The sequence below is a fragment of the Paenibacillus sp. SYP-B3998 genome, assembly GCF_010820665.1.
GTDB lineage: Bacteria > Bacillota > Bacilli > Paenibacillales > NBRC-103111 > Paenibacillus_E.
This window is the reverse complement of record NZ_JAAIKC010000001.1, coordinates 1,183,389-1,202,721: the sequence shown is the minus strand read 5'-3', so window position 1 is coordinate 1,202,721 and position 19,333 is coordinate 1,183,389. Positions and strand designations below refer to the sequence as shown.

The window sequence follows — 19,333 nt, the reverse complement described above, 5'->3', positions numbered from 1 at the left end:
CTTTTATATAGTTAATGACCGAATACGGTGCCTTCCGGCATTTTGACGCCTCGGATAAACTCAACAACTTTCATTGATTTTTTGCCTGAAGGTTGAATTTCCGTGAGCCATAAGGTGCCGTTACCGGTCATCACTTCAAGGCCCGACTCACTGCTGTTCAGAACAGTTCCTGGCGTATGCTGCGCCCTAACCACTTCCGTAAAGCTGCGGCTCTGAGGCGCAGAACCTCGGGGATTCGCACAAGTCCATACCTTCATAACTTCCCCATTCCAAAACGTATATGCGCCTGGAGCAGGATTCAAACCACGAACTTGATTCCAAATTTCTACAGCTGAACGCGACCAATCGATCAACTCATCGTCTCTGCGGATATTCGGTGAATATACGGCATCAGCATCGTTTTGTGGTGTGGCTTGAATTTGCCCAGCCAACAAATCGGGCAGCGTGCGCTTCAGTAGATCGGCTCCAGCTGCGCTCAGCTTTTCCAGCATCGTTCCAGTTGTATCAGTATCTGTAATCGGCACTTCCACTTTACTAATCATATCGCCAGTATCCAGACCCTCAGCCATATACATGATCGTAACTCCCGTCACAGGCTCGCCCTGAAGAATGGCATGGTGAATGGGAGCCCCTCCACGGTATTTGGGCAGCAGCGAAGCATGAATATTGATACATCCATGAGCCGGCAGCTCCAATATCGATTTAGGCAAAATTTGGCCATAAGCAGCCGTCACGATGAGATCTGGCTTTAACTGACGCAAAACTTCTACCGAATCAGCATGGCGCAGCTTTTCTGGCTGCAAAACCGTTATGCCATGCTTCTCGGCTTCCACCTTCACAGGCGGAGGCGTCAAGACACGCTTGCGCCCCTTCGGCCTGTCAGGCTGCGTCACTACGGTTGTAACGTTGTAGCCTTCCTCCAGAAGTAACTGTAAGGAGGGAACAGCGAAATCAGGTGTGCCCATGAAAATAATGTTCACTCGGAATCTTCCTCTTCTTCGCTCGTATAGGTTTTGATAGCTAAATCCGTAAACAGAACACCGTTCAAGTGATCTATTTCATGAAAAATACAACGCGCCAACAGCCCAGTACCAGTAATTTCAATCGGGTTTCCATCACGATCCTGCCCTTTAGCCGTGACGTTCAGCGGTCTGCTTACATCGCCACGAAGCCCTGGAATACTCAGACAGCCTTCCGGCCCTGTTTGTTCACCGCTTGATTCAACTACTTCTGGATTCACCATCTCGATTAATCCACCATGTTCTTCGCCGCAATCCATTACAATAACACGTTTCAAAATACCGATTTGTGGAGCGGCAAGGCCTACGCCTTCTGCTTCATACATTGTATCTGCCATATCGTTGAGCAGCTTATGCAGATTGGAATTGAATTTCGTTACTGTAATTGCCTTCTCACGCAGTACAGGATCCGGATCTTTGACAATAATACGAATAGCCATAATGTGCACCTACCTCTGAAGTCTTCTCTATCATTTCATCGTTACATCAAATATTGCGGGTCGACATCAACGCTAATGAGTAATTTTTCCTTCGCCGAGCGCTCTTCAAACCACTGAGCGGTACGACCTACAAGCTCTGAAGCCAGTGCTTCCCCCCGATATTTTACCACGCATTGGAACCGATATCTATCCTTGATTCGGGAAACGGGGGAGGCCACGGGCCCTAACACATCCATACTAAAAGGTTCTACCGATGAGGACACATCCGCAAACAGGTCACCTTGCTTCTGGGTTTGCTCCTGTGCAAGCTCCTTGAGTCTGGTGACAAAAGCTTCCGCAGCGCGCACCAATAATGGAACCTGCTCATGGGAAAATGTAATAAGAATCAAGCGCTGATAGGGCGGATACCCCAAATTCGCGCGGATATCCAACTCATGCCTCGCAAAGGCCACATAATCATGCCGACTCGCAAACTGAACGCTGTAATGTTCAGGCGTGTACGTCTGGACGAACACTTCCCCCAGCTTCTCATGACGGCCTGCCCGTCCAGCAACTTGCGTCAAAAGTTGGAATGTCCTTTCCGCCGAGCGGAAATCAGGCAAATTCAACACTGTATCCGCGGCTATGACACCGACTAGTGTGACATCGGGAAAGTCCAGCCCTTTAGCCACCATCTGGGTGCCCAGCAGCACATCAGCTTTCTTTTCACGAAACATCGTCAGCCACTTTTCATGAGAGCCTTTTTCAGTAGTCGTATCGACATCCATTCGAATAACGCGAATACCTGGAAATAACTTGCCTAGTTCTTCTTCTACGCGCTGAGTGCCCGTCCCAAAATGACGAATGTGTTCGGAGGTACATGAAGGACACTGGGTCACCTCGCGCTCTGCATAGCCGCAGTAATGACAACGCAGCATGCGTGAACTTTGGTGATACGTGAGCGAAATGTCGCAGTGCGGGCAAGTAGACACGAATCCGCAGGTGCGGCACATGACAAATGTCGCGTAACCACGCCGATTAAGCAACAAAACAGTCTGTTCTTTCTTGTGTAACCGATCTTCAATCGCTTTATACAGAACCTTACTGAACATGGAGCGATTTCCGTTCTTGAGTTCCTCACGCATATCCACAATTTCTACGGCTGGCAGCGGTCTGCCAGCTACCCGTTCACGCATCGTTAGCAATTGAAACAAGGGCTTTTGCCCATCTCTGCGTCGCATTGTTTTCTGCATACTTTCTAATGACGGGGTCGCGGAACCAAGCACTACGACGGCTCCTTGCTGCTTTGCCCGTTGGACCGCAACATCTCGGGTGTGATATTTCGGACTTTCCTCCTGCTTGTAGGAGGATTCGTGTTCTTCATCAATAATAATAAGACCAATTTTCGTGAAAGGAGCAAAAATCGCCGATCGAGCCCCGATAACCACCTTTACTTGCTTACGGGTAATTTTGCGCCACTCATCGTAACGCTCACCATTGGATAAGCGACTGTGCAGCACAGCAACCAGATCGCCAAACCTGCCTTTGAAACGCTCCACCATTTGCGGTGTTAATGAAATCTCAGGCACGAGCACGATAGCTTCACGATCCTGATCCAGACATTGCTGAATCGACTGCAGGTACACTTCCGTCTTTCCACTGCCCGTTACGCCATGCAGCAAAAAAACCTCATGTCTCCGCTCATCTACCGCGTTGCGTATTTCTGTAAAAACGCTACTCTGCTCTTCTGTCAACTCGAGCGGCTTCGTCCGCGCAAACGAGCGACCCGCGTAAGGGTCTCGCATAACTTCAACCTCACGCAAATCGATCCACCCGCGATCAGCCAAGCTTTTAACAGTGCTAGCTCCGACCTGCACAACGTCCATCAACTCCGTGAGCCGGATCGCGTGTGGATGCTCTATTAAATAACGCAACACGTCCTGCTGCTTATTGGCTCTTGCCGGCAGCTCCGCCAAAGCTTCTTCCAGACCGCTGGCACCCTCAGGTGGGAAAACCGTCAACGCCTTCTTCGTCGCCATCCGATCTTTGACCATCTGAACTTCAGTGAGGATACCGTTGGTGAGCAATTGTTTGATGAGTAAACCATCGTTGGAAAAACGCTCCATCAACACTTCCATCGAAATCGTTCCCTTTAATCTAACAAAGCTAACGATCTCTTGCAGATCAGGTAAATCCAACAGCGCCTGCTCAATTGATTCATCGCCAATCTGAATAGCGCGCTCATACTTCGCCTTAAGAGCAGCAGGCAGCATCGCTTGCAAAGCCGTTACCTCGTGGCACAAATACATGCTGCTGACCCACCTAGCCAGCCCTACCAGCTCCTCAGTAAGTGGAGGAACCAAATCAAGTACACTCTGAATCGGCTTTATGCGTTTAACATCCACCTGCGTTTCCTCTTGCAGTTCGACTACAAAGCCTTGCAAGACACGCGGGCCGAATGGAACACCGACACGGCTGCCCACTTCGACCCATTTGCGTAAGGCTACAGGAACTTCATAATCGAAAGCGCGATTTGTTTGTTTAGCGGGCACATCAACAATGACTTTTGCATACATTCACATTCTCCTTAGCGTTTTTCCTAAGAAAAACTAGGTTCAAAAACATCAACTCCACATATCCGCTAAAAAAGCTGGTACGAAAAAACATTGAGTTGGCATTTTCAACTAAATAACAGACTTGAACAAACCAAATTTCTATGTTTTACAGTATATTAATTATTCGTCAACTTGGTATTCCGGTTGTATGAGCGAGTCTCGGCATACGTTCTGCTGCCAATTCGAGCAGCCTACGCGCGACTAGGTGCTTACTCTGTATAGGTAGGGCCTCCACCAGCCCGTTATGATCAAAAATACGCACAACATTCGTATCTCCGCTAAAGCCAGCCCCATCTTGAGAAACATCATTCCCAACGATAAGGTCACAATTTTTACGTTTTAGCTTATCCAGCGCATGCTCATCCAGACGTTCGGTTTCAGCTGCGAAGCCGATTACAAACTGTTCTGTTTTCAAGGTACCTATTTCTTGTAAAATGTCAGGATTTTTAACCAATTCCAACGTCAATGATTCGGTTTTCTTTTTCATCTTTTGTTCGGCCACAGCCGCAGGGCGATAATCAGCAACGGCGGCCGCTTTAATAATTAAATGGTTAGCAGCTAGTCGCGATAAAACAGCGTCCCGCATATCCAAGGCTGACTTCACAGGGATGAGTTCTACGCCTGCAGGCGCAGAAAGAGCCGTTGGTCCCGTAACCAACGTCACATGTGTAGCTCCCATACGTACCGCTTCTTCTGCGATGGCATAACCCATTTTGCCAGACGAATCATTGGTGATGTAACGCACTGGATCGATACGTTCCACAGTACCCCCAGCCGTTACAAGAACATGTCGTCCCTTTAGCCGACTACCCCCACCAAAATACTGTTCAATAGTTGCAAAAATTTCCTCAGGCTCGGCAAGTCTTCCCTTCCCTACATAACCACAAGCAAGCTGACCTTCTCCCGGCTCGATAAAGCGCACGCCACGGCTGCGCAGCGTCTGCATGTTTTGCTGTACAGCTGGATTCGCATACATATGCACATTCATTGCAGGGGCAACCCACACTGGTGCCATGGTTGCCAGTAGCGTTGTACTCAGCATGTCGTCACCAAGTCCCAAAGCCAACTTACCAATGGTATTCGCCGTTGCCGGTGCAATTACAACAAGATCGGCACTGTCGGCCAAATTGATATGGGATACAACGGAAGCATCTTTCTCATCAAACGTATCGACAAAAACATGATGACGCGACAATGTTTGAAACGTCAGCGGCGCTACGAATTGGACCGCCGACTTCGTCATGATGACGCGTACAGTGGCTCCAGCCTGAGTCAATTTACTCGTCAGCGCAGCTGCTTTATACGCAGCAATGCCTCCGCACACGCCAAGCACGATCGTTTTGCCATACAGATCACCCATGGAGCATCCCCCTTCGAATAGAAAGAAAAAAATAAACAACCACTAGGGTTGTCGGGTAAATCATTTATTTCTCGTTCTCTTTAGGCTCAATTTTCTCATAAGCAATGTAATTGCCATACAATTCTTCAAGGGCAACGCCGACTTGCTTGTGAGATTTTTGTCCTCTCAAATCAGATTTCGCACCGTCACGTAACGATCTTGCTCTCTTAGATGCTGCAACTACCAGTGAATACTTACTGTCAACGATATCAAGAAGCTTATCAATTGAAGGATATAACATCTTAATTCACCTCACCAATCCATTGAATGATTTTGGGAAACATACGGTCTTTTTTGCAATGCTCTGCAGCTAGAATCGCTTGTATTTTGGAACAAGCTGTTTCTACATGGTCGTTAACTATCGCATAGTCATAGTGCTCCATCAAGCGAATTTCATCCAAAGCAACCGACATTCGGCTGCGAATGACTTCTTCGGTTTCAGTGCCCCGAGTAACAATACGATTCTGAAGTTCATCCAGTGATGGCGGCAACAGGAAGATGAAGACACCTTCGGGAAACTTTTGTTTCACCTGCAAGGCGCCTTGGACTTCGATTTCCAAAATAACGTCATGGCCTGAGCGCAACGTTTCTTCCACAAAACGTCTTGGCGTTCCGTAGTAGTTCCCTACATACTCGGCCCATTCCAGTACTTCATCGGTATCGATAAGTTGCTGAAATTGTTCCCGGGTTCTAAAGAAATAATTCACGCCATCCACTTCCCCTTGTCGCGGGGAGCGAGTTGTGGTGGATACAGAATACACAATATCTGGCGAAATTTTGCGCAGCGCCGCACAAACAGTGCCTTTACCAACGCCAGAGGGACCGGATAATACAATAAGAATCCCTCTCTCACGCTCAAGCGTGTTCGTATTACTCGTCATGATCATCGTCCTTGTTAGAAAGTCGATGTGCTACCGTTTCTGGTTGTACCGCCGACAAAATCACATGATCGCTGTCGGTGATAATTACGGCACGGGTTCTTCTACCATATGTAGCGTCAATCAGCATGTGACGATCACGTGCCTCTTGAATGATTCTCTTGATCGGCGCCGATTCAGGACTAACGATCGAGATAATGCGGTTCGCCGATACGATGTTACCGAACCCGATATTGATTAATTTGATAGCCATTCAAACTTCCTCCTCGTAAAGCTTCATGCCACTTTACTCGATATTCTGTATTTGTTCTCTCATCTTCTCAAGCTCTGCTTTGATGTGAATCACTCTTGCTGTAAGCTCAGAATGATTCGCCTTAGAGCCGATCGTATTGACTTCGCGATTCATCTCTTGAATCAAGAAGTCAAGCTTGCGTCCTACAGGTTCTTGCTCAGCAAGCAATTCATCAAACTGCTGAAAGTGACTCTGCAGCCGTGTCAGCTCTTCATCTACATTGGAACGATCTGCAAATATCGCAATCTCCGTAGCTAGACGCTGTTCGTCCACAGGTGTTTGCTCCTGTAAGAAGGATTGAATTCTGCTATTTAGCCTATTCGCATACTCCTGAACGACCTGCGGCGCAAAAGCTTGCAGTTCCACATGAACACGCTTCAGTTCAGCTAAACGGTCACGAATATCCTGCTCCAGAAATGCACCTTCGCGCAGTCGCATCTCGGAAAGACGGGAAACCGCATCCTGCAGGCAAGCACAAAGCTCCGCCTCGAACTGTTCATCGGGTTCTGTACGAACTTCTTTCATCTGAACAAGATCGGAAAGCTTGAGTAAATCCTTTAGTTCTACATTTCCAGAAAAACCGTAACGCTGCTTCAGCTGTTCGGCAGCCTGCAAATAGGCATCCGCATAAGCAAAATCTACCGTCACACTTCTCGAGCTAGCGGTCTCGCGTTCTGCTGTGACAAAAACATCTACGCGTCCCCTCTTTACGGATTGCAGCACGGTTTTCTTCAATGAATCTTCGAATACCGCCCATTCCTTAGGCATACGTATAGAAACTTCACTATATCTATGATTGACCGATTTCACATCGATAAACACCTTGTATCCTGCAAAAGAACGATTCGCTTGTCCGAATCCGGTCATACTGCAAATCATCCTGATCACATCCATTACCCTATATTAATTCATTTTGAAAGTGGGTACAAGTGGAAATCATGCCGTTCCGACTTTTCCCATACATAGTTTGTTAAGTCTACGCACATCTCGTACAGAAGAAAAGGTGTCATCAAATAGATCCCATTGAAATAAGGCATAGCTGCATCCAGCAGTTCTTTAGCGATTTCAACGCCTACAGTACGACCTTCTTCCCCCTTGAGACCATTCATACGACCCCTGACTTCATCCGACAATTGAATGCCCGGAACTTCATTATGAAGGTATTCGGCATTCCCCCCGCTAGCTAATGGAGCAATCCCAAGGAAGATAGGCACATCTAGATGTTTGGTAGCGTGATAGATTTGCTCAATGAGCTTAGCGTCATAGACAGGCTGCGTCATGATATAATCAGCGCCCGCTTCAATTTTGCGTTCCAACCGCTGCACGGCTTTATCCAAATGTTTCACATTTGGGTTAAATGCAGCGCCAACAACGAAATTAGCCTTCTGCTTGAGCGGCTTGCCGGAGAAGGCGATACCTTCGTTGAGCTGCTTGATCATCCGTATGATCTCAAACGAAGTAAGATCATACACGGAGCTAGACCCTGGCAGATCGCCGAACTTGGCTGGATCGCCAGTCACAGCAAGCACATGGTCAATGCCAAGCGCGTGGAGACCCATGAGATGGGACTGTGTCCCAATCATGTTACGATCGCGACACGCGATGTGAATCAACGGGCGAGCACCTAACTTATCCTGCACCAGATAGCCGAGTGCAAGGTTGCTCATACGCGTCACCGCTAGAGAGTTGTCGGCCATCGTAATGGCGTCGACACGCGCGTCCTGCAGGGCCTTGGATCCCTGCATGAATTTATCGATGTCGAGATCTCGCGGGGGATCCAGCTCGACAATGACGGTTTTGCGCTGCTTCACGATATCCAGCAGCGATGGCTTAGCGGCTAACGGAGCCGGCTTAGCGGGCGTCGGCTCACTTACGCGCAGCGCTTCTGCGTGTGCGGAGGCGGCGCCTGGAGCCGCTGGGACGTAACCGCTGAGCGCTCTTGCAACAGCGGCGATGTGCTCCGGCGTCGTGCCGCAGCAGCCGCCGATTATACGCGCGCCGAGATCGGCGAAGCGCAGCGCGCTCTCGGCGAAATACTCAGGCGTCGCCGCATACGTATAGTGACCGTCGACATAGTCGGGTAATCCCGCATTTGGAAATGCGGAAAACGGAACACCGACGAGCGGCGAAAGCTTCTCCATAGAGCGGAGAATCCCATTAGGGCCAACGCGACAGTTAAAGCCAATCACATCAGCGCCTCCATCACGCAGACGCTCGAACGCTTCCTGCAGCGGTACGCCATCTTGCGTACTGCCTGTTCCTTCATTAGCGAATTGGCAAATAACCGGCAGTTGACTCATGCTCCTGATGATTCGAAGAGCAAGCTGTAGCTCCTCCAGATCGTAAAACGTCTCGAGAAGCAGCCCGTCCACAGGAGAATCAAGAAGCACGCCAATCTGCTCTTGCAGCGATTGCTCCACGTCTGCTGTGCGCACATTTTTACGTTTCCCCGCACGAATAGAGCCAATTGCGCCAACGACATAAGCATCGCTGCCCACAGCTTTCCGAGCTAGCTCCACGCCTGCACGGTTAATCGCCTCGACATCGCTTTCCAGCCCATATTTAGAAAGCTTCTCGCGATTGGCAGAGAACGTATTCGTTTCAATAAGACGCGCGCCTGCCTCAAAGTAGCGCCGGTGTACGCCCTCCACGGTTTCAGGGCGGAGCAAATTCAATTCTTCATAAGAAATGCCGACAGGAAATCCCATCTGATATAAATAAGTCCCCATAGCGCCGTCACCGGTCAAAATATCTCGCTGAAGCGCCGTGCGAAGATCCGTTTTCATCATAAATTCCCCACCTACCAAAAATGTAGTTCTACTGTATCACAAAACCAGTGGAATATTAAGGAGAACGTTTATCAATTATTTTGATACTTAACGTGTTCCTTTAAATACTTCTTCCGCAGGTCCTGTCATATATACATGATTATCCGCTTCATCCCATTCGATGAAGAGGTCCCCCCCTTTTAGAGAAACCGTTGCTTGGCGGTCCGTTAAACCATTCAAGACAGAAGCAACAAGCGTTGCACAAGCGCCCGTTCCACAAGCCAGTGTCGGTCCCGCTCCTCTTTCCCATACACGCATATCTGTGTGTTGACGATTTGTCACCGTTACGAATTCTACGTTAATTTTACTTGGGAACATCGGGTGCGCTTCCAGCTTAGGTCCCCACGTAGCGAGATCGAAATTTACAGCATCCTTTACATAAATAACACAGTGTGGATTCCCCATAGACACAGCCGTGAAATAGAACTCTTGCCCATCTACTTCAATTGGATAGTTAATAACCTGCGGTTGATCAACGATCGTAGGCACTGCAAGTCCGTTCAGGATCGGCTGCCCCATATCTACTCGGACCTTGACCACTTTGCCGTTTTCAACGTCCAGCTGCACTTTTTGCACTCCTGCACCTAGCGTCTCGACCGTAATCTCTTCTTTATCAATCAAACCTTGATCGTACACATATTTGGATACGCAGCGGATCGCATTCCCACACTGCTCGGCCTCAGAGCCATCTGAATTAATAATTCGCATGTTGAAATCGGCATTGTCAGAAGGAAGAATATATACCAAGCCATCGGCTCCAATGCCAAAGAAGCGATTGCAAAGCTCGATCGCAAGCTGATCAGCATTAGCAGGAAGTTCTTTTTCTCCATAAATTACAATAAAGTCATTACCTAGACCGTGCATTTTTGTAAATTCCATTGTAACAAGCACCCCTAGTAAGTATTTTAGCCATAATCATAGCGTAAAAGTGCAAAAATGCATAGTGCATCCAATTAAATGGTTATTACAGCAATCACATTCCTGATAATCCTCTCCCAATTACCGCAAAAAGCCGCCCGAGGGCGACTTTCCGCTTAGGATCGATTAGAACCTTCCCCGTGCGGGGAAACCGACTATCTGAAACTTGGCTTAGAATTGTAAGAAATTGAAGACCCCGAGCGTTTGTTTTTCTTCGGCGAAAACACACTTCCAAGCCCCATAAAGAAAGTAGGTATACCAGCAGCAGCTAAGACAAGAATCCAATCCTTCCAACCAAGCGGAACGGTTTTGAAAATTGGCTGCAATTGCTCCACATACATAACAGCCAGCATCAAAATGAGTGAAGACAGTACTGCGAGCACCAAATATTTATTTTGCAGCGGATTGCGATGGAAAATAGAACGCGAACTTCGGCAATCGAAAACATGAATGAGTTGTGCCATAACAAGTGTAGCGAAGGCGACACTTTGCGCTTTAAGCAGTGTCTGCGCGTCCTCGGGATTCCCCCTAAGCACAAGCCAGAATGCTCCGAGCGTACAAACTCCGATCAAAATGCCGCGTGAAATAATTTTCCAACCCAACCGTCTTGCAAATATGCTTTCCTTGGCTGTGCGTGGCTTTTGCTGCATCAAATCTTTTTCCGCTTGATCAACACCAAGCGCCATCGCTGGAAGACCATCCGTTACAAGGTTAACCCATAGAATTTGGATCGGCACTAATGGCAAGGGAAGTCCGGCCATCATCGCAATAAACATCGTCATGATTTCACCAACGTTAGAAGCAAGCAAATAGCGAATGAATTTACGAATATTTTCGTAAATGCTGCGGCCCTCTTCGATTGCAGCCACGATGGTTGAGAAGTTGTCGTCACTCAGGATCAAAGAGGAAGCTTCCTTCGAAACATCCGTCCCCGTGATCCCCATCGCGATGCCGATATCGGCTGCTTTGATGGCTGGCGCGTCGTTCACACCGTCCCCTGTCATTGCCACAACATGACCCCTACGCTGGAGTGCCTTTACAATACGAAGCTTATGTTCAGGCGAAACTCTGGCATAGACATATATATCCTCCACCCTGACTTCAAGTTCCTCATCCGATAATTGTCCAATTTGTTGGCCGCTCATGCTTGTTCCGTTAGTAGGAATCATACCGAGCTGCTTGGCGATCGCTTCAGCCGTTGTTTGATGATCACCAGTAATCATCACCGTTTTGATTCCCGCTTTGCGACATTTAGATATCGCTTCGCGCACTTCTTTACGCGGAGGATCGATCATGCCTGTTAAACCGACGAAAACAAGACTATTCTCCACATCTTCATATTCTTCAAAACGGTCGCTGCTTTTGAGCTCCCTATAGGCGAGTCCAAGGACACGCAAGGCGGATTTTGCCATTCCTTCGTTCGCTGAAAGTACTTTTTGCTTGAGAGTTGACGTGAAAGGAATCACTTTACCCTCCCAAAGGATATAGCTGCAATGCTGCAGCAATACGTCAGGGGCTCCTTTCGTACAGGCCATGCGGCCTCCCTGATAAGACACTAGCACAGACATCCGCTTGCGTTCAGAATCGAAAGGAAATTCCGCAATACGACTAAACTGCTCGCTGAGTGATTGCTGGGTGACGCCACTTTTGGCACTTAGTACAACTAAAGCTCCTTCGGTCGGGTCGCCTTTAATGTTCCATACGACATCAAAACCATCTTCCTTAGCATCCTTGCCCTTCCTTCGCTTCTGCTCCTGCTTTTCTTCATGCAAAGTGGCATTGTTACACAGTGCAGATACTTGCAGCAGCTTAGTAAGCATTGGATTTTTCCTTGGATCTGCGTTTTGACCGCGAATCTGAATGTCACCAATCGGTGCATAGCCATCTCCGGTTACTTCCATGACTTCACCACCTACCCATAAATGGGTAACGGTCATTTTGTTTTGCGTTAGCGTTCCTGTTTTATCCGAGCAAATGACGGAAGCACAGCCGAGTGTTTCCACGGAGGGAAGTTTACGAACGATCGCTTTGCGTTTAATCATACGCTGCACACCGAGAGCAAGAGCGATTGTGACAATCGCTGGCAGCCCTTCAGGAATAGCGGCTACGGCTAAACTCACGCCAGCCAGGAACATGGCATATGGTGGTTGTCCATGCATGATGCCTGCAACGACAACCAGAATTGTCAATGCGATAGCTACAATAATTAAAATTTTGCCAAGCTGCTCTAAGCGATGCTGCAAAGGGGTTTCCATTGATTCCGTGTTCTGAATCAAATCTGCGATTTTGCCCATCTCCGTTTGCATGCCCGTTCGAACGACTACCGCTTTAGCGGTTCCTCTGCCTACCATCGTCCCCATAAAACCTAGGTTGCGTTGATCCCCTAGAGGGATTTCAACATCAGATAAAGCAGCGATCATCTTACTAACAGGTACCGATTCACCCGTAAGGGCCGACTCCTCAATATACAAGCCGTTTGTTTCCAGAAAACGAACGTCTGCCGGAACCCGATCTCCACTTTCAAGCAAAACGATATCGCCTGGAACTAAATCACGAGCCGGTATTTGATGAACTGCGCTATCCCTCCATACATTCGCATTAGGGGCCGACAGCTCTTTAAGTGCACGTAGAGAACGCTCTGCTCGAAATTCCTGCACGAAGCCAAGAATGCCATTCATCAAAATAATGATGATGATTGTGATTGCGTCCAAATATTCCCCAAGCAACCCGGATATTAAGGTCGCCCCCAGTAAGACCAAAACCATAAAATCTTTGAATTGATTTAGCAACAGCGTAATCGGAGAGACGCGCTGCCCTTCTGAAAGCTCGTTTCGGCCAACCTCAGCCTGACGCTTTAAAGCTTCTTCCCAGGGCAACCCTTGCTGCATGCTCACCTGCTGAGATTGCAAAACATCCTCCGACGTCATCTGGTACCACTTATTCTGACTCATCCGCCCTTCTCCCTCCCAATTCCCACTTGATCTTGCCCTATCACTCATACGTATTTGTATTCAGACAAGCAGGAAAATATCCCTGAAAACATCTTTCTGCCGGAAATGCGCTTAAGTTTTTGCTAAAAGTATGGCATGATAGAGGTTAGCAAGCTTTTGAACCTAGAATGGAGTTGTATGCATCATGGCTTTAGACGGACTTGTCCTTCACGCGATTGTTCACGAACTGCAAACATGTATAGGGGGCCGAATCAATAAGATTCATCAACCCACAAATAATGATGTTGTCCTGCAAATAAGAGCGCAAGGTCAAAATATCAAGCTATTACTTTCAGCAAACCCTACCTACCCGAGGATCCATCCCACAGACCAAACATTTATGAATCCTGTGGATGCACCCATGTTCTGTATGCTGCTGCGCAAACATTTTGAGGGTGGGATTATAGAAACCATCGAGCAAATTGGCATGGAACGCATGATTCGCATGCAGGTGCGTCATCGCAATGAGCTGGGAGATATGAGTACCAAGCTCATCATGGTGGAAATCATGGGAAGACACAGCAATATTATTCTAATAGACCCTCTCACTAAAACGATAATAGACGGTATTCATCATGTCACGCCGTCTATCAGTTCTTACCGAATTGTCATGCCAGGCAGCAAATATGTCGCGCCGCCTGAGCAGGCAAAATTAAATCCATTGGAAGTCGACGCGGCCGAATTTCAGAATTTTTTTGATGAAGAGCAAGCCGTGACAGAGCCAGAACAACGGATCGTTGCCGCTTTCAGCGGATTAAGTCCTTTGATCGCCAAAGAAATCGTATATCGCGCCCGCTTAAAAGCAGACCATCAAGATGGTGTAGCTCCTCTATCAGCGCTTTGGCAAGCATTTGCTGAAGTGATGCAAGCAACACGCCAACATCAGTATGAACCTGTAATTGTCGAACACACAGAGAGTGGCAAACTCAGCTTTGCCATGACGCCGCTAACCCATATCAAAGGAACTTCCATCTCGTATCCATCAGCCAGCGCTTGTCTGGAACACTTTTATGGAGATAAAGCGGAAAGAGATACGGTGAAGCAGCGCGTCGCGGATCTTCTTCGCTTTTTGCAAAATGAGAAAAATAAAAATGTGAAAAAACTAGAGAAATTACAAGAGACCGTAGACGAATCCAAAGATGCTGATAAGCATCGAATTCTCGGCGAACTATTAACGGCCTCCCTTCACACCATCAAAAAAGGCGATAAAGAGCTAGAAGCCGTCAATTATTACGATGAGGAACAAGCGACGATTCATATTGCTTTGGATCCGCTGCTCACCCCATCAGAAAATGCGCAACGCTATTTTAAAAAGTATACAAAAATGAAAAACAGCACGGCTATCGTAGAGGAGCAAATTGAGCAAACCCATCGAGAAGTCACGTATTTAAGCTCGCTCTTACAGCAGCTTAGTGTCGCTTCTTTGCAAGATATTGAGGAAATACGCGATGAATTGATGGAGCAGGGTTATATCAGGGACCGCAACAAAAAGCAGCGTAAAAAGAAAAAACAGGATAAACCCGCATTGGCCTGCTATGTATCTAGTGATGGCGTCCCGATTTACGTCGGGAAGAACAATACACAAAACGAGTATTTGACAAATCGGTTATCTAGCTCTAGCGATACATGGCTCCATACCAAAGATATTCCCGGTTCTCACGTCGTCATTCGCAGCGACAAATTTTCTGACGAAACACTCTTGGAAGCAGCTGAATTAGCCGCTTATTTCAGTCAAGCCAAGCACTCCAGCCAAGTCCCTGTCGACTATACCGCCATTAAACATGTGCATAAGCCAAGTGGGGCTAAGCCCGGCTTCGTTATTTATGTCAATCAGAAAACAATATACGTCACGCCGGACGAAAATAAAATCAAACAGATGAAGGTCACTATAAAGTAAAAAAAAAGCCAGAACAGTGGTCATACCCCTGCTGTTCTGGCTTTTTGAATATCTGATTAAGTTAAATCACCAACTCCATGGCATAGCTGCAACGCCGCAATGATATGGAGCGCTGGGGCGTCATATTTAATTAGCTCCGCAGTCTCACGGTCGGTCATTAGCAGTTCTGCTCCCCATCTCCGCGAAACAAGTACCCGAAACCAATCCTACCTAACCAGCTCCAATTACCGTAACACGTTCGACCAGCCTGTCCAACCTCCCAAGTTCACTCGTGCTTCTCTATTTCAATTCCAGCTGGCGAATCAAAGATAATAGATATGCTTTTACTTGGTCCTGCAAATCTGGACGTTGAAGCGCTAATTCAATCGTGGCTTCAATGTAGCCCAATTTATCACCCACATCATAACGTTTAGCCTGCATCAGGTAGGCAACCATTTCCTGCTGCATATTCAGTACGCGCAGCGCATCCGTTAATTGAATTTCGCCGCCTCTACCGGGCTCTTGACTCTCAAGGATTTGAAAAATCTCCGGTGTGATAATATACCTTCCAATTACCGCTAAGTTAGACGGCGCTTGATCACGATCTGGTTTTTCCACGAGATCTCCGATCAGTTTATAGCCTTCGAAGCTCTCTATTGGGGAAACGATACCGTATTTACTAACATCTTCCCATGGGACTTCTTGTACAGCAATGACAGAGGATTGGGTCTTATCATAAACGTCTATCATCTGCTTGAGTCCTGGCGGAGATGATTGTAAGATATCATCACCCAAAAGAACGGCGAATGGCTCATCCCCGATAAATTTACGTGCGCACAATATCGCGTGGCCAAGACCAAGAGGCTGCTTTTGGCGAATATAGTGAACATCCGCCAAATTGGAGACAGCTTGCACAATTTCGAGCAATTGCAGACTTCCTTTTTCTTCCAGCATCATTTCAAGCTCTACCGATTTATCAAAATGATCCTCAATGGCGCGTTTGTTGCGGCCTGTTACAATTATGATATCTTCAATACCAGATTCAATCGCTTCTTCCACGATATATTGAATCGCAGGCTTATCGACAATGGGAAGCATCTCTTTAGGCTGTGCTTTCGTTGCTGGCAGAAATCTTGTACCCAAGCCGGCAGCGGGAATAATAGCTTTACGTATTTTTTTCATGAAAGAGGCTCCTTTTTCTGCTGCAGGTTTTTTAGGACGTCCATCCCGATTCGTTTTGATCCAATCGGCGCATGAAAAACCACACCTCCACGTTCACCATGAAAGTCAGATCCTGCCGTAATAAGAAGTTCAAAGCGCTGTGCAAGGTGCAGATATTTAGTCTCTTCTTCCGGTGAATGGTCAGAGTGATACACTTCAATCCCATCCAACCCTTGTCCAATAATCTCTTCCACTAGCTTATCGTCGTGATAGATGCCAGGATGTGCCAGAACAGCGGTCCCTCCCGCTTCCTGAATCCACTGAATGGCCGTAGACGGCTCAATACGCGGCGGGTTAGCATAAGCAGCAGCCCCATTGCCTAAGTATTTATCAAATGCCTCACTTATTGAAGCGACATAACCTTTCTTCATCAAAACAGCGGCAATATGCGGCCTTCCGACCGTATCGCCTTTCGTCTTAATATTTGCCACTTCCTGAAATATTTCATCCAAGGTGATGCTTAGACCAAGCTGTTGTAAGCGCTCGATGATCATTTCATTGCGTCGATCTCTAGTTTCCCTTAAAGACGCTAGTCTCGCAAGAAATTGAGGATCTTCAACTTGCATAAAGTAGCCTAGCACATGAATATCCTGACCGCCTGCAACGGTGCTGATTTCTACGCCAGGAACGACTTCAATTCCTAGCTTTAGCCCCGCTTCAACCGCTTCGGCAATACCTGACACCGTATCGTGATCCGTAATTGCAATCGCACCCAAACCAGCTTCAAAAGCCATTTGCACATTAGCCGCGGGGCTCTGCGTCCCATCAGATGCTGTTGTATGCGTGTGTAGATCCGCCTCTAATCCGGTAGTCATAATGATTCCCCTTCCCCATCATAAATGAGATGTATGAACAGACTATTAAACGAGTGATAACATGATGTTAAATGTTAGAGCAACCGACTTAAATTGTCTTGACGTAAGAAAGTCATAAAGCTTACCGCCGAAATCGGCAGCAAGGTTGAATTCAAATAAATCGCATAAAAATTACGCGCGAATGAGATATTCTCAATTCGTTTCACCTTGAACAATCCCAGTGTGATTTCATGCTTAACAGAAGATTGCGATAAAATAGAAATGCCAAGTCCAGCTTCAACCGCAGATTTGATTGCCCCTGTGCTGCCAAGTTCCATAATAATTTTCATCGAGTTGTAATCCATGTTTCGACGAGCGAACTCCTCCTCCATCACTTGTCTGGTTCCAGAACCTTGTTCTCGCAGCACGAATGGATACTTCATCGCCTCTTCAAACGTTATCACATCCATATCCGCCAATGGGTGATCAGATGGCACAATAAGTTTAAGCTCATCATTAAGGATAGCTTCCGTATGCACATCAGGATGGTGAATCGGCGCTTCTACCAGTCCAAAATTCAATTGATGTCCGAGGACCTCGTCCAAAATTTGCGTGGTGTTCATGACTTTCATGGAAACCGAAATATTGGGATAATCTTTACCGAATGGACCCAACAAACGCGGTAAAATATATTCACCCATCGTCAAGCTAGCACCAAGCTGCAGCCGACCCTCGATCATCTTCGTGAATATAGACATCCCCACGTCTGTTTCGCGAATGAGTTCAATACTCCGCTTGGCAAAAGGCAATAGCGTTCTTCCCGCTTCAGAAAGCTCTATTTTCTTCGTGCTGCGATGAAACAGTTTAACACCAAAGTAGTCTTCCAAAGACTGAACCTGCATCGTCACAGCGGGCTGGGTCATGTGCAGCGCAGCTGCAGCGTGGGAAAAACTCCCTTTTTCGGCAACGGTGAAAAATATATGCAATTGATGAAAATTAAGTGCCATTGTTTTCCGCCTCTCTTTGTGTCCATTATATGAAAATCCATCATTAGAGTCCATTAAACACCCTTAAGTTAAAAAAGAGCATGCCGCGAATAGTGGGCATACTCTAAGGGAGAATCGAAATAGTTATCTACGCTTGCGGCTATTTTTAATCAAGGTCATTCGACGGGAGTGCCTAAGCCAAGAGTAGTAGGACTTCAAATCCCGAAGTTCAATGGTCTCGGACATTCTGCCCAAGAATGTGACGATAATCATTTTATGAAGCGGGTTGCCGACTAGATCGGTTTCATTGTCTAGATGCGAAAATTCAGCAACAACAACAAGATCTTCATCAATTAAATACACATCTTCTTCGTTGCGATAATAAGGCACAATTTTATCATTTTTCAGCTTCTCCCACAGAAAAGCGCAAATTTCTTCCAAAGAACCGTTCTGTTCGGAAACACGATCACTCCATCTCAGCTTGGCATGATTCGTGATCACGACATCTGCCACTTTCTTATCGCCCAACTGCACGTAGAATGGTTCGTAAGTACTCCATCTCCCCATTGCTTTGTCTTTCATGATCACAACCCCCCTCCTACTAAAATGGGACCGAGTACCTATTCCCTATTTGGTGTATGTTTTATTTTACTTGATTATATCTTTTTTTTCCATGTGAGAATATATAAAATTATTATAATTTATTTGTGAAGTCCTGAAAAAATGCTTATTTTCTAAAAATTCAAAAAAATAAAAAAAGCTTCTCTACGAAGCTTTCGTTTTGCACTGTAGCCTCAAAGGGTGTAAAATCTAGTTTTGTCTGGCACATCACTACTGTATTCTGTTTTTATTTCGTTACGATACGAACGCTCTACCTTCTTTACGTAAGGAAGCTTCTGAAGGTTTCGCATCGTTTCGTCTAATCTGCTTGCATGTATATAAAGTACCGCATAATTCATTTTTTTGGATATGTAATGGAGTGAGCCGAATCGTTCCAAGTTTCTGGCGGCTTTCGTATCGTTCACCCATACAATTAATCCGCTGCGTTCAATCATCATGACCAACCTCTTTTCAATAAATCCTACTGTGGAGTGAAAC

At 46.8% G+C, this 19,333-nt stretch carries 17 protein-coding genes; 1 reads left to right on the top strand and 16 read right to left on the bottom strand.

Features of this window, described 5'->3' with window-relative positions:
* Positions 1-11 precede the first annotated feature (11 nt).
* The 11 genes from fmt to GK047_RS05385 form a co-directional block, all read right to left on the bottom strand.
* A complete protein-coding gene (gene fmt / locus GK047_RS05435; protein WP_346010282.1) occupies positions 12-980 on the bottom strand; it encodes a methionyl-tRNA formyltransferase in 969 nt (322 codons plus the stop codon).
* A complete protein-coding gene (gene def / locus GK047_RS05430) occupies positions 977-1,459 on the bottom strand; it encodes a peptide deformylase (protein ID WP_163942241.1) in 483 nt (160 codons plus the stop codon). Before def ends, fmt begins: the two co-directional genes overlap by 4 nt.
* A 41-nt stretch (positions 1,460-1,500) precedes the next feature.
* Positions 1,501-4,014 carry a primosomal protein N' gene (gene priA / locus GK047_RS05425; RefSeq protein ID WP_163942237.1) on the bottom strand — a complete coding sequence of 838 codons (2,514 nt, stop codon included), beginning with the start codon at positions 4,012-4,014 and terminating at the stop codon, positions 1,501-1,503.
* A 166-nt stretch (positions 4,015-4,180) separates the two neighbouring features.
* Positions 4,181-5,413 carry a bifunctional phosphopantothenoylcysteine decarboxylase/phosphopantothenate--cysteine ligase CoaBC gene (gene coaBC / locus GK047_RS05420; protein ID WP_163942235.1) on the bottom strand — a complete coding sequence of 411 codons (1,233 nt, stop codon included), beginning with the start codon at positions 5,411-5,413 and terminating at the stop codon, positions 4,181-4,183.
* 64 nt (positions 5,414-5,477) lie between these two features.
* Positions 5,478-5,693 carry a DNA-directed RNA polymerase subunit omega gene (gene rpoZ, locus GK047_RS05415; protein WP_163942232.1) on the bottom strand — a complete coding sequence of 72 codons (216 nt, stop codon included), beginning with the start codon at positions 5,691-5,693 and terminating at the stop codon, positions 5,478-5,480.
* 1 nt (position 5,694) lies between these two features.
* On the bottom strand, positions 5,695-6,333 hold the full coding sequence (gene gmk, locus GK047_RS05410; RefSeq protein WP_163942230.1) for a guanylate kinase: 639 nt from the start codon (positions 6,331-6,333) through the stop codon (positions 5,695-5,697).
* Entirely contained in the window at positions 6,323-6,583 is a 261-nt protein-coding gene (gene remA / locus GK047_RS05405) for an extracellular matrix/biofilm regulator RemA (RefSeq protein WP_009672664.1), read from the bottom strand. Before remA ends, gmk begins: the two co-directional genes overlap by 11 nt.
* Positions 6,584-6,616: 33 nt before the next feature.
* Entirely contained in the window at positions 6,617-7,501 is an 885-nt protein-coding gene (locus GK047_RS05400) for a YicC/YloC family endoribonuclease (RefSeq protein WP_163942228.1), read from the bottom strand.
* Between the two features lie 29 nt (positions 7,502-7,530).
* Complete coding sequence (locus tag GK047_RS05395; RefSeq protein WP_163943673.1) at positions 7,531-9,408, bottom strand: bifunctional homocysteine S-methyltransferase/methylenetetrahydrofolate reductase; 1,878 nt, start codon at positions 9,406-9,408, stop codon at positions 7,531-7,533.
* A 90-nt stretch (positions 9,409-9,498) separates the two neighbouring features.
* Complete coding sequence (gene dapF, locus GK047_RS05390) at positions 9,499-10,329, bottom strand: diaminopimelate epimerase (RefSeq protein WP_163942226.1); 831 nt, start codon at positions 10,327-10,329, stop codon at positions 9,499-9,501.
* Positions 10,330-10,523: 194 nt separating this feature from the next.
* The gene (locus tag GK047_RS05385; RefSeq protein ID WP_163942224.1) at positions 10,524-13,319 is read right to left on the bottom strand and encodes a calcium-translocating P-type ATPase, SERCA-type; all 2,796 of its coding nucleotides are present in this window, start codon (positions 13,317-13,319) and stop codon (positions 10,524-10,526) included.
* Between the two features lie 184 nt (positions 13,320-13,503).
* Between GK047_RS05385 and GK047_RS05380 the strand changes: the two genes are divergently transcribed.
* Positions 13,504-15,255, top strand: coding sequence for an Rqc2 family fibronectin-binding protein (locus GK047_RS05380; RefSeq protein WP_163942222.1), 1,752 nt, complete (start codon positions 13,504-13,506; stop codon positions 15,253-15,255).
* Positions 15,256-15,534: 279 nt separating this feature from the next.
* On the opposite strand, the gene galU is transcribed toward GK047_RS05380, so the two are convergent.
* From galU to GK047_RS05355, 5 genes are all read right to left on the bottom strand, one after another.
* On the bottom strand, positions 15,535-16,416 hold the full coding sequence (gene galU, locus GK047_RS05375; RefSeq protein ID WP_163942220.1) for a UTP--glucose-1-phosphate uridylyltransferase GalU: 882 nt from the start codon (positions 16,414-16,416) through the stop codon (positions 15,535-15,537).
* Positions 16,413-17,270 (bottom strand): PHP domain-containing protein, encoded by an 858-nt coding sequence (locus GK047_RS05370; protein ID WP_163942217.1) that lies wholly within the window; start codon positions 17,268-17,270, stop codon positions 16,413-16,415. The genes galU and GK047_RS05370 overlap by 4 nt, the downstream gene beginning before the upstream one ends.
* 74 nt (positions 17,271-17,344) lie before the next feature.
* A complete protein-coding gene (locus GK047_RS05365) occupies positions 17,345-18,256 on the bottom strand; it encodes a selenium metabolism-associated LysR family transcriptional regulator (protein WP_163942214.1) in 912 nt (303 codons plus the stop codon).
* 123 nt (positions 18,257-18,379) lie between these two features.
* Positions 18,380-18,817 carry a hypothetical protein gene (locus GK047_RS05360; RefSeq protein ID WP_163942211.1) on the bottom strand — a complete coding sequence of 146 codons (438 nt, stop codon included), beginning with the start codon at positions 18,815-18,817 and terminating at the stop codon, positions 18,380-18,382.
* 212 nt (positions 18,818-19,029) lie between these two features.
* A complete protein-coding gene (locus tag GK047_RS05355) occupies positions 19,030-19,293 on the bottom strand; it encodes a YlbG family protein (RefSeq protein WP_163942208.1) in 264 nt (87 codons plus the stop codon).
* Between the last annotated feature and the right edge of the window lie 40 nt (positions 19,294-19,333).

What these genes read in the sequence shown, in the direction of transcription:
- def (WP_163942241.1), bottom strand. Translation starts at nt 1,459, where the DNA reads ATGGCTATTCGTATTATTGTCAAAGATCCGGATCCTGTACTGCGTGAG.
- priA (WP_163942237.1), bottom strand. Translation starts at nt 4,014, where the DNA reads ATGTATGCAAAAGTCATTGTTGATGTGCCCGCTAAACAAACAAATCGC.
- coaBC (WP_163942235.1), bottom strand. Translation starts at nt 5,413, where the DNA reads ATGGGTGATCTGTATGGCAAAACGATCGTGCTTGGCGTGTGCGGAGGC.
- rpoZ (WP_163942232.1), bottom strand. Translation starts at nt 5,693, where the DNA reads ATGTTATATCCTTCAATTGATAAGCTTCTTGATATCGTTGACAGTAAG.
- gmk (WP_163942230.1), bottom strand. Translation starts at nt 6,333, where the DNA reads ATGACGAGTAATACGAACACGCTTGAGCGTGAGAGAGGGATTCTTATT.
- remA (WP_009672664.1), bottom strand. Translation starts at nt 6,583, where the DNA reads ATGGCTATCAAATTAATCAATATCGGGTTCGGTAACATCGTATCGGCG.
- GK047_RS05400 (WP_163942228.1), bottom strand. Translation starts at nt 7,501, where the DNA reads ATGATTTGCAGTATGACCGGATTCGGACAAGCGAATCGTTCTTTTGCA.
- GK047_RS05395 (WP_163943673.1), bottom strand. Translation starts at nt 9,408, where the DNA reads ATGAAAACGGATCTTCGCACGGCGCTTCAGCGAGATATTTTGACCGGT.
- dapF (WP_163942226.1), bottom strand. Translation starts at nt 10,329, where the DNA reads ATGGAATTTACAAAAATGCACGGTCTAGGTAATGACTTTATTGTAATT.
- GK047_RS05385 (WP_163942224.1), bottom strand. Translation starts at nt 13,319, where the DNA reads ATGAGTCAGAATAAGTGGTACCAGATGACGTCGGAGGATGTTTTGCAA.
- GK047_RS05380 (WP_163942222.1), top strand. Translation starts at nt 13,504, where the DNA reads ATGGCTTTAGACGGACTTGTCCTTCACGCGATTGTTCACGAACTGCAA.
- galU (WP_163942220.1), bottom strand. Translation starts at nt 16,416, where the DNA reads ATGAAAAAAATACGTAAAGCTATTATTCCCGCTGCCGGCTTGGGTACA.
- GK047_RS05370 (WP_163942217.1), bottom strand. Translation starts at nt 17,270, where the DNA reads ATGACTACCGGATTAGAGGCGGATCTACACACGCATACAACAGCATCT.
- GK047_RS05365 (WP_163942214.1), bottom strand. Translation starts at nt 18,256, where the DNA reads ATGGCACTTAATTTTCATCAATTGCATATATTTTTCACCGTTGCCGAA.
- GK047_RS05360 (WP_163942211.1), bottom strand. Translation starts at nt 18,817, where the DNA reads ATGAAAGACAAAGCAATGGGGAGATGGAGTACTTACGAACCATTCTAC.
- GK047_RS05355 (WP_163942208.1), bottom strand. Translation starts at nt 19,293, where the DNA reads ATGATGATTGAACGCAGCGGATTAATTGTATGGGTGAACGATACGAAA.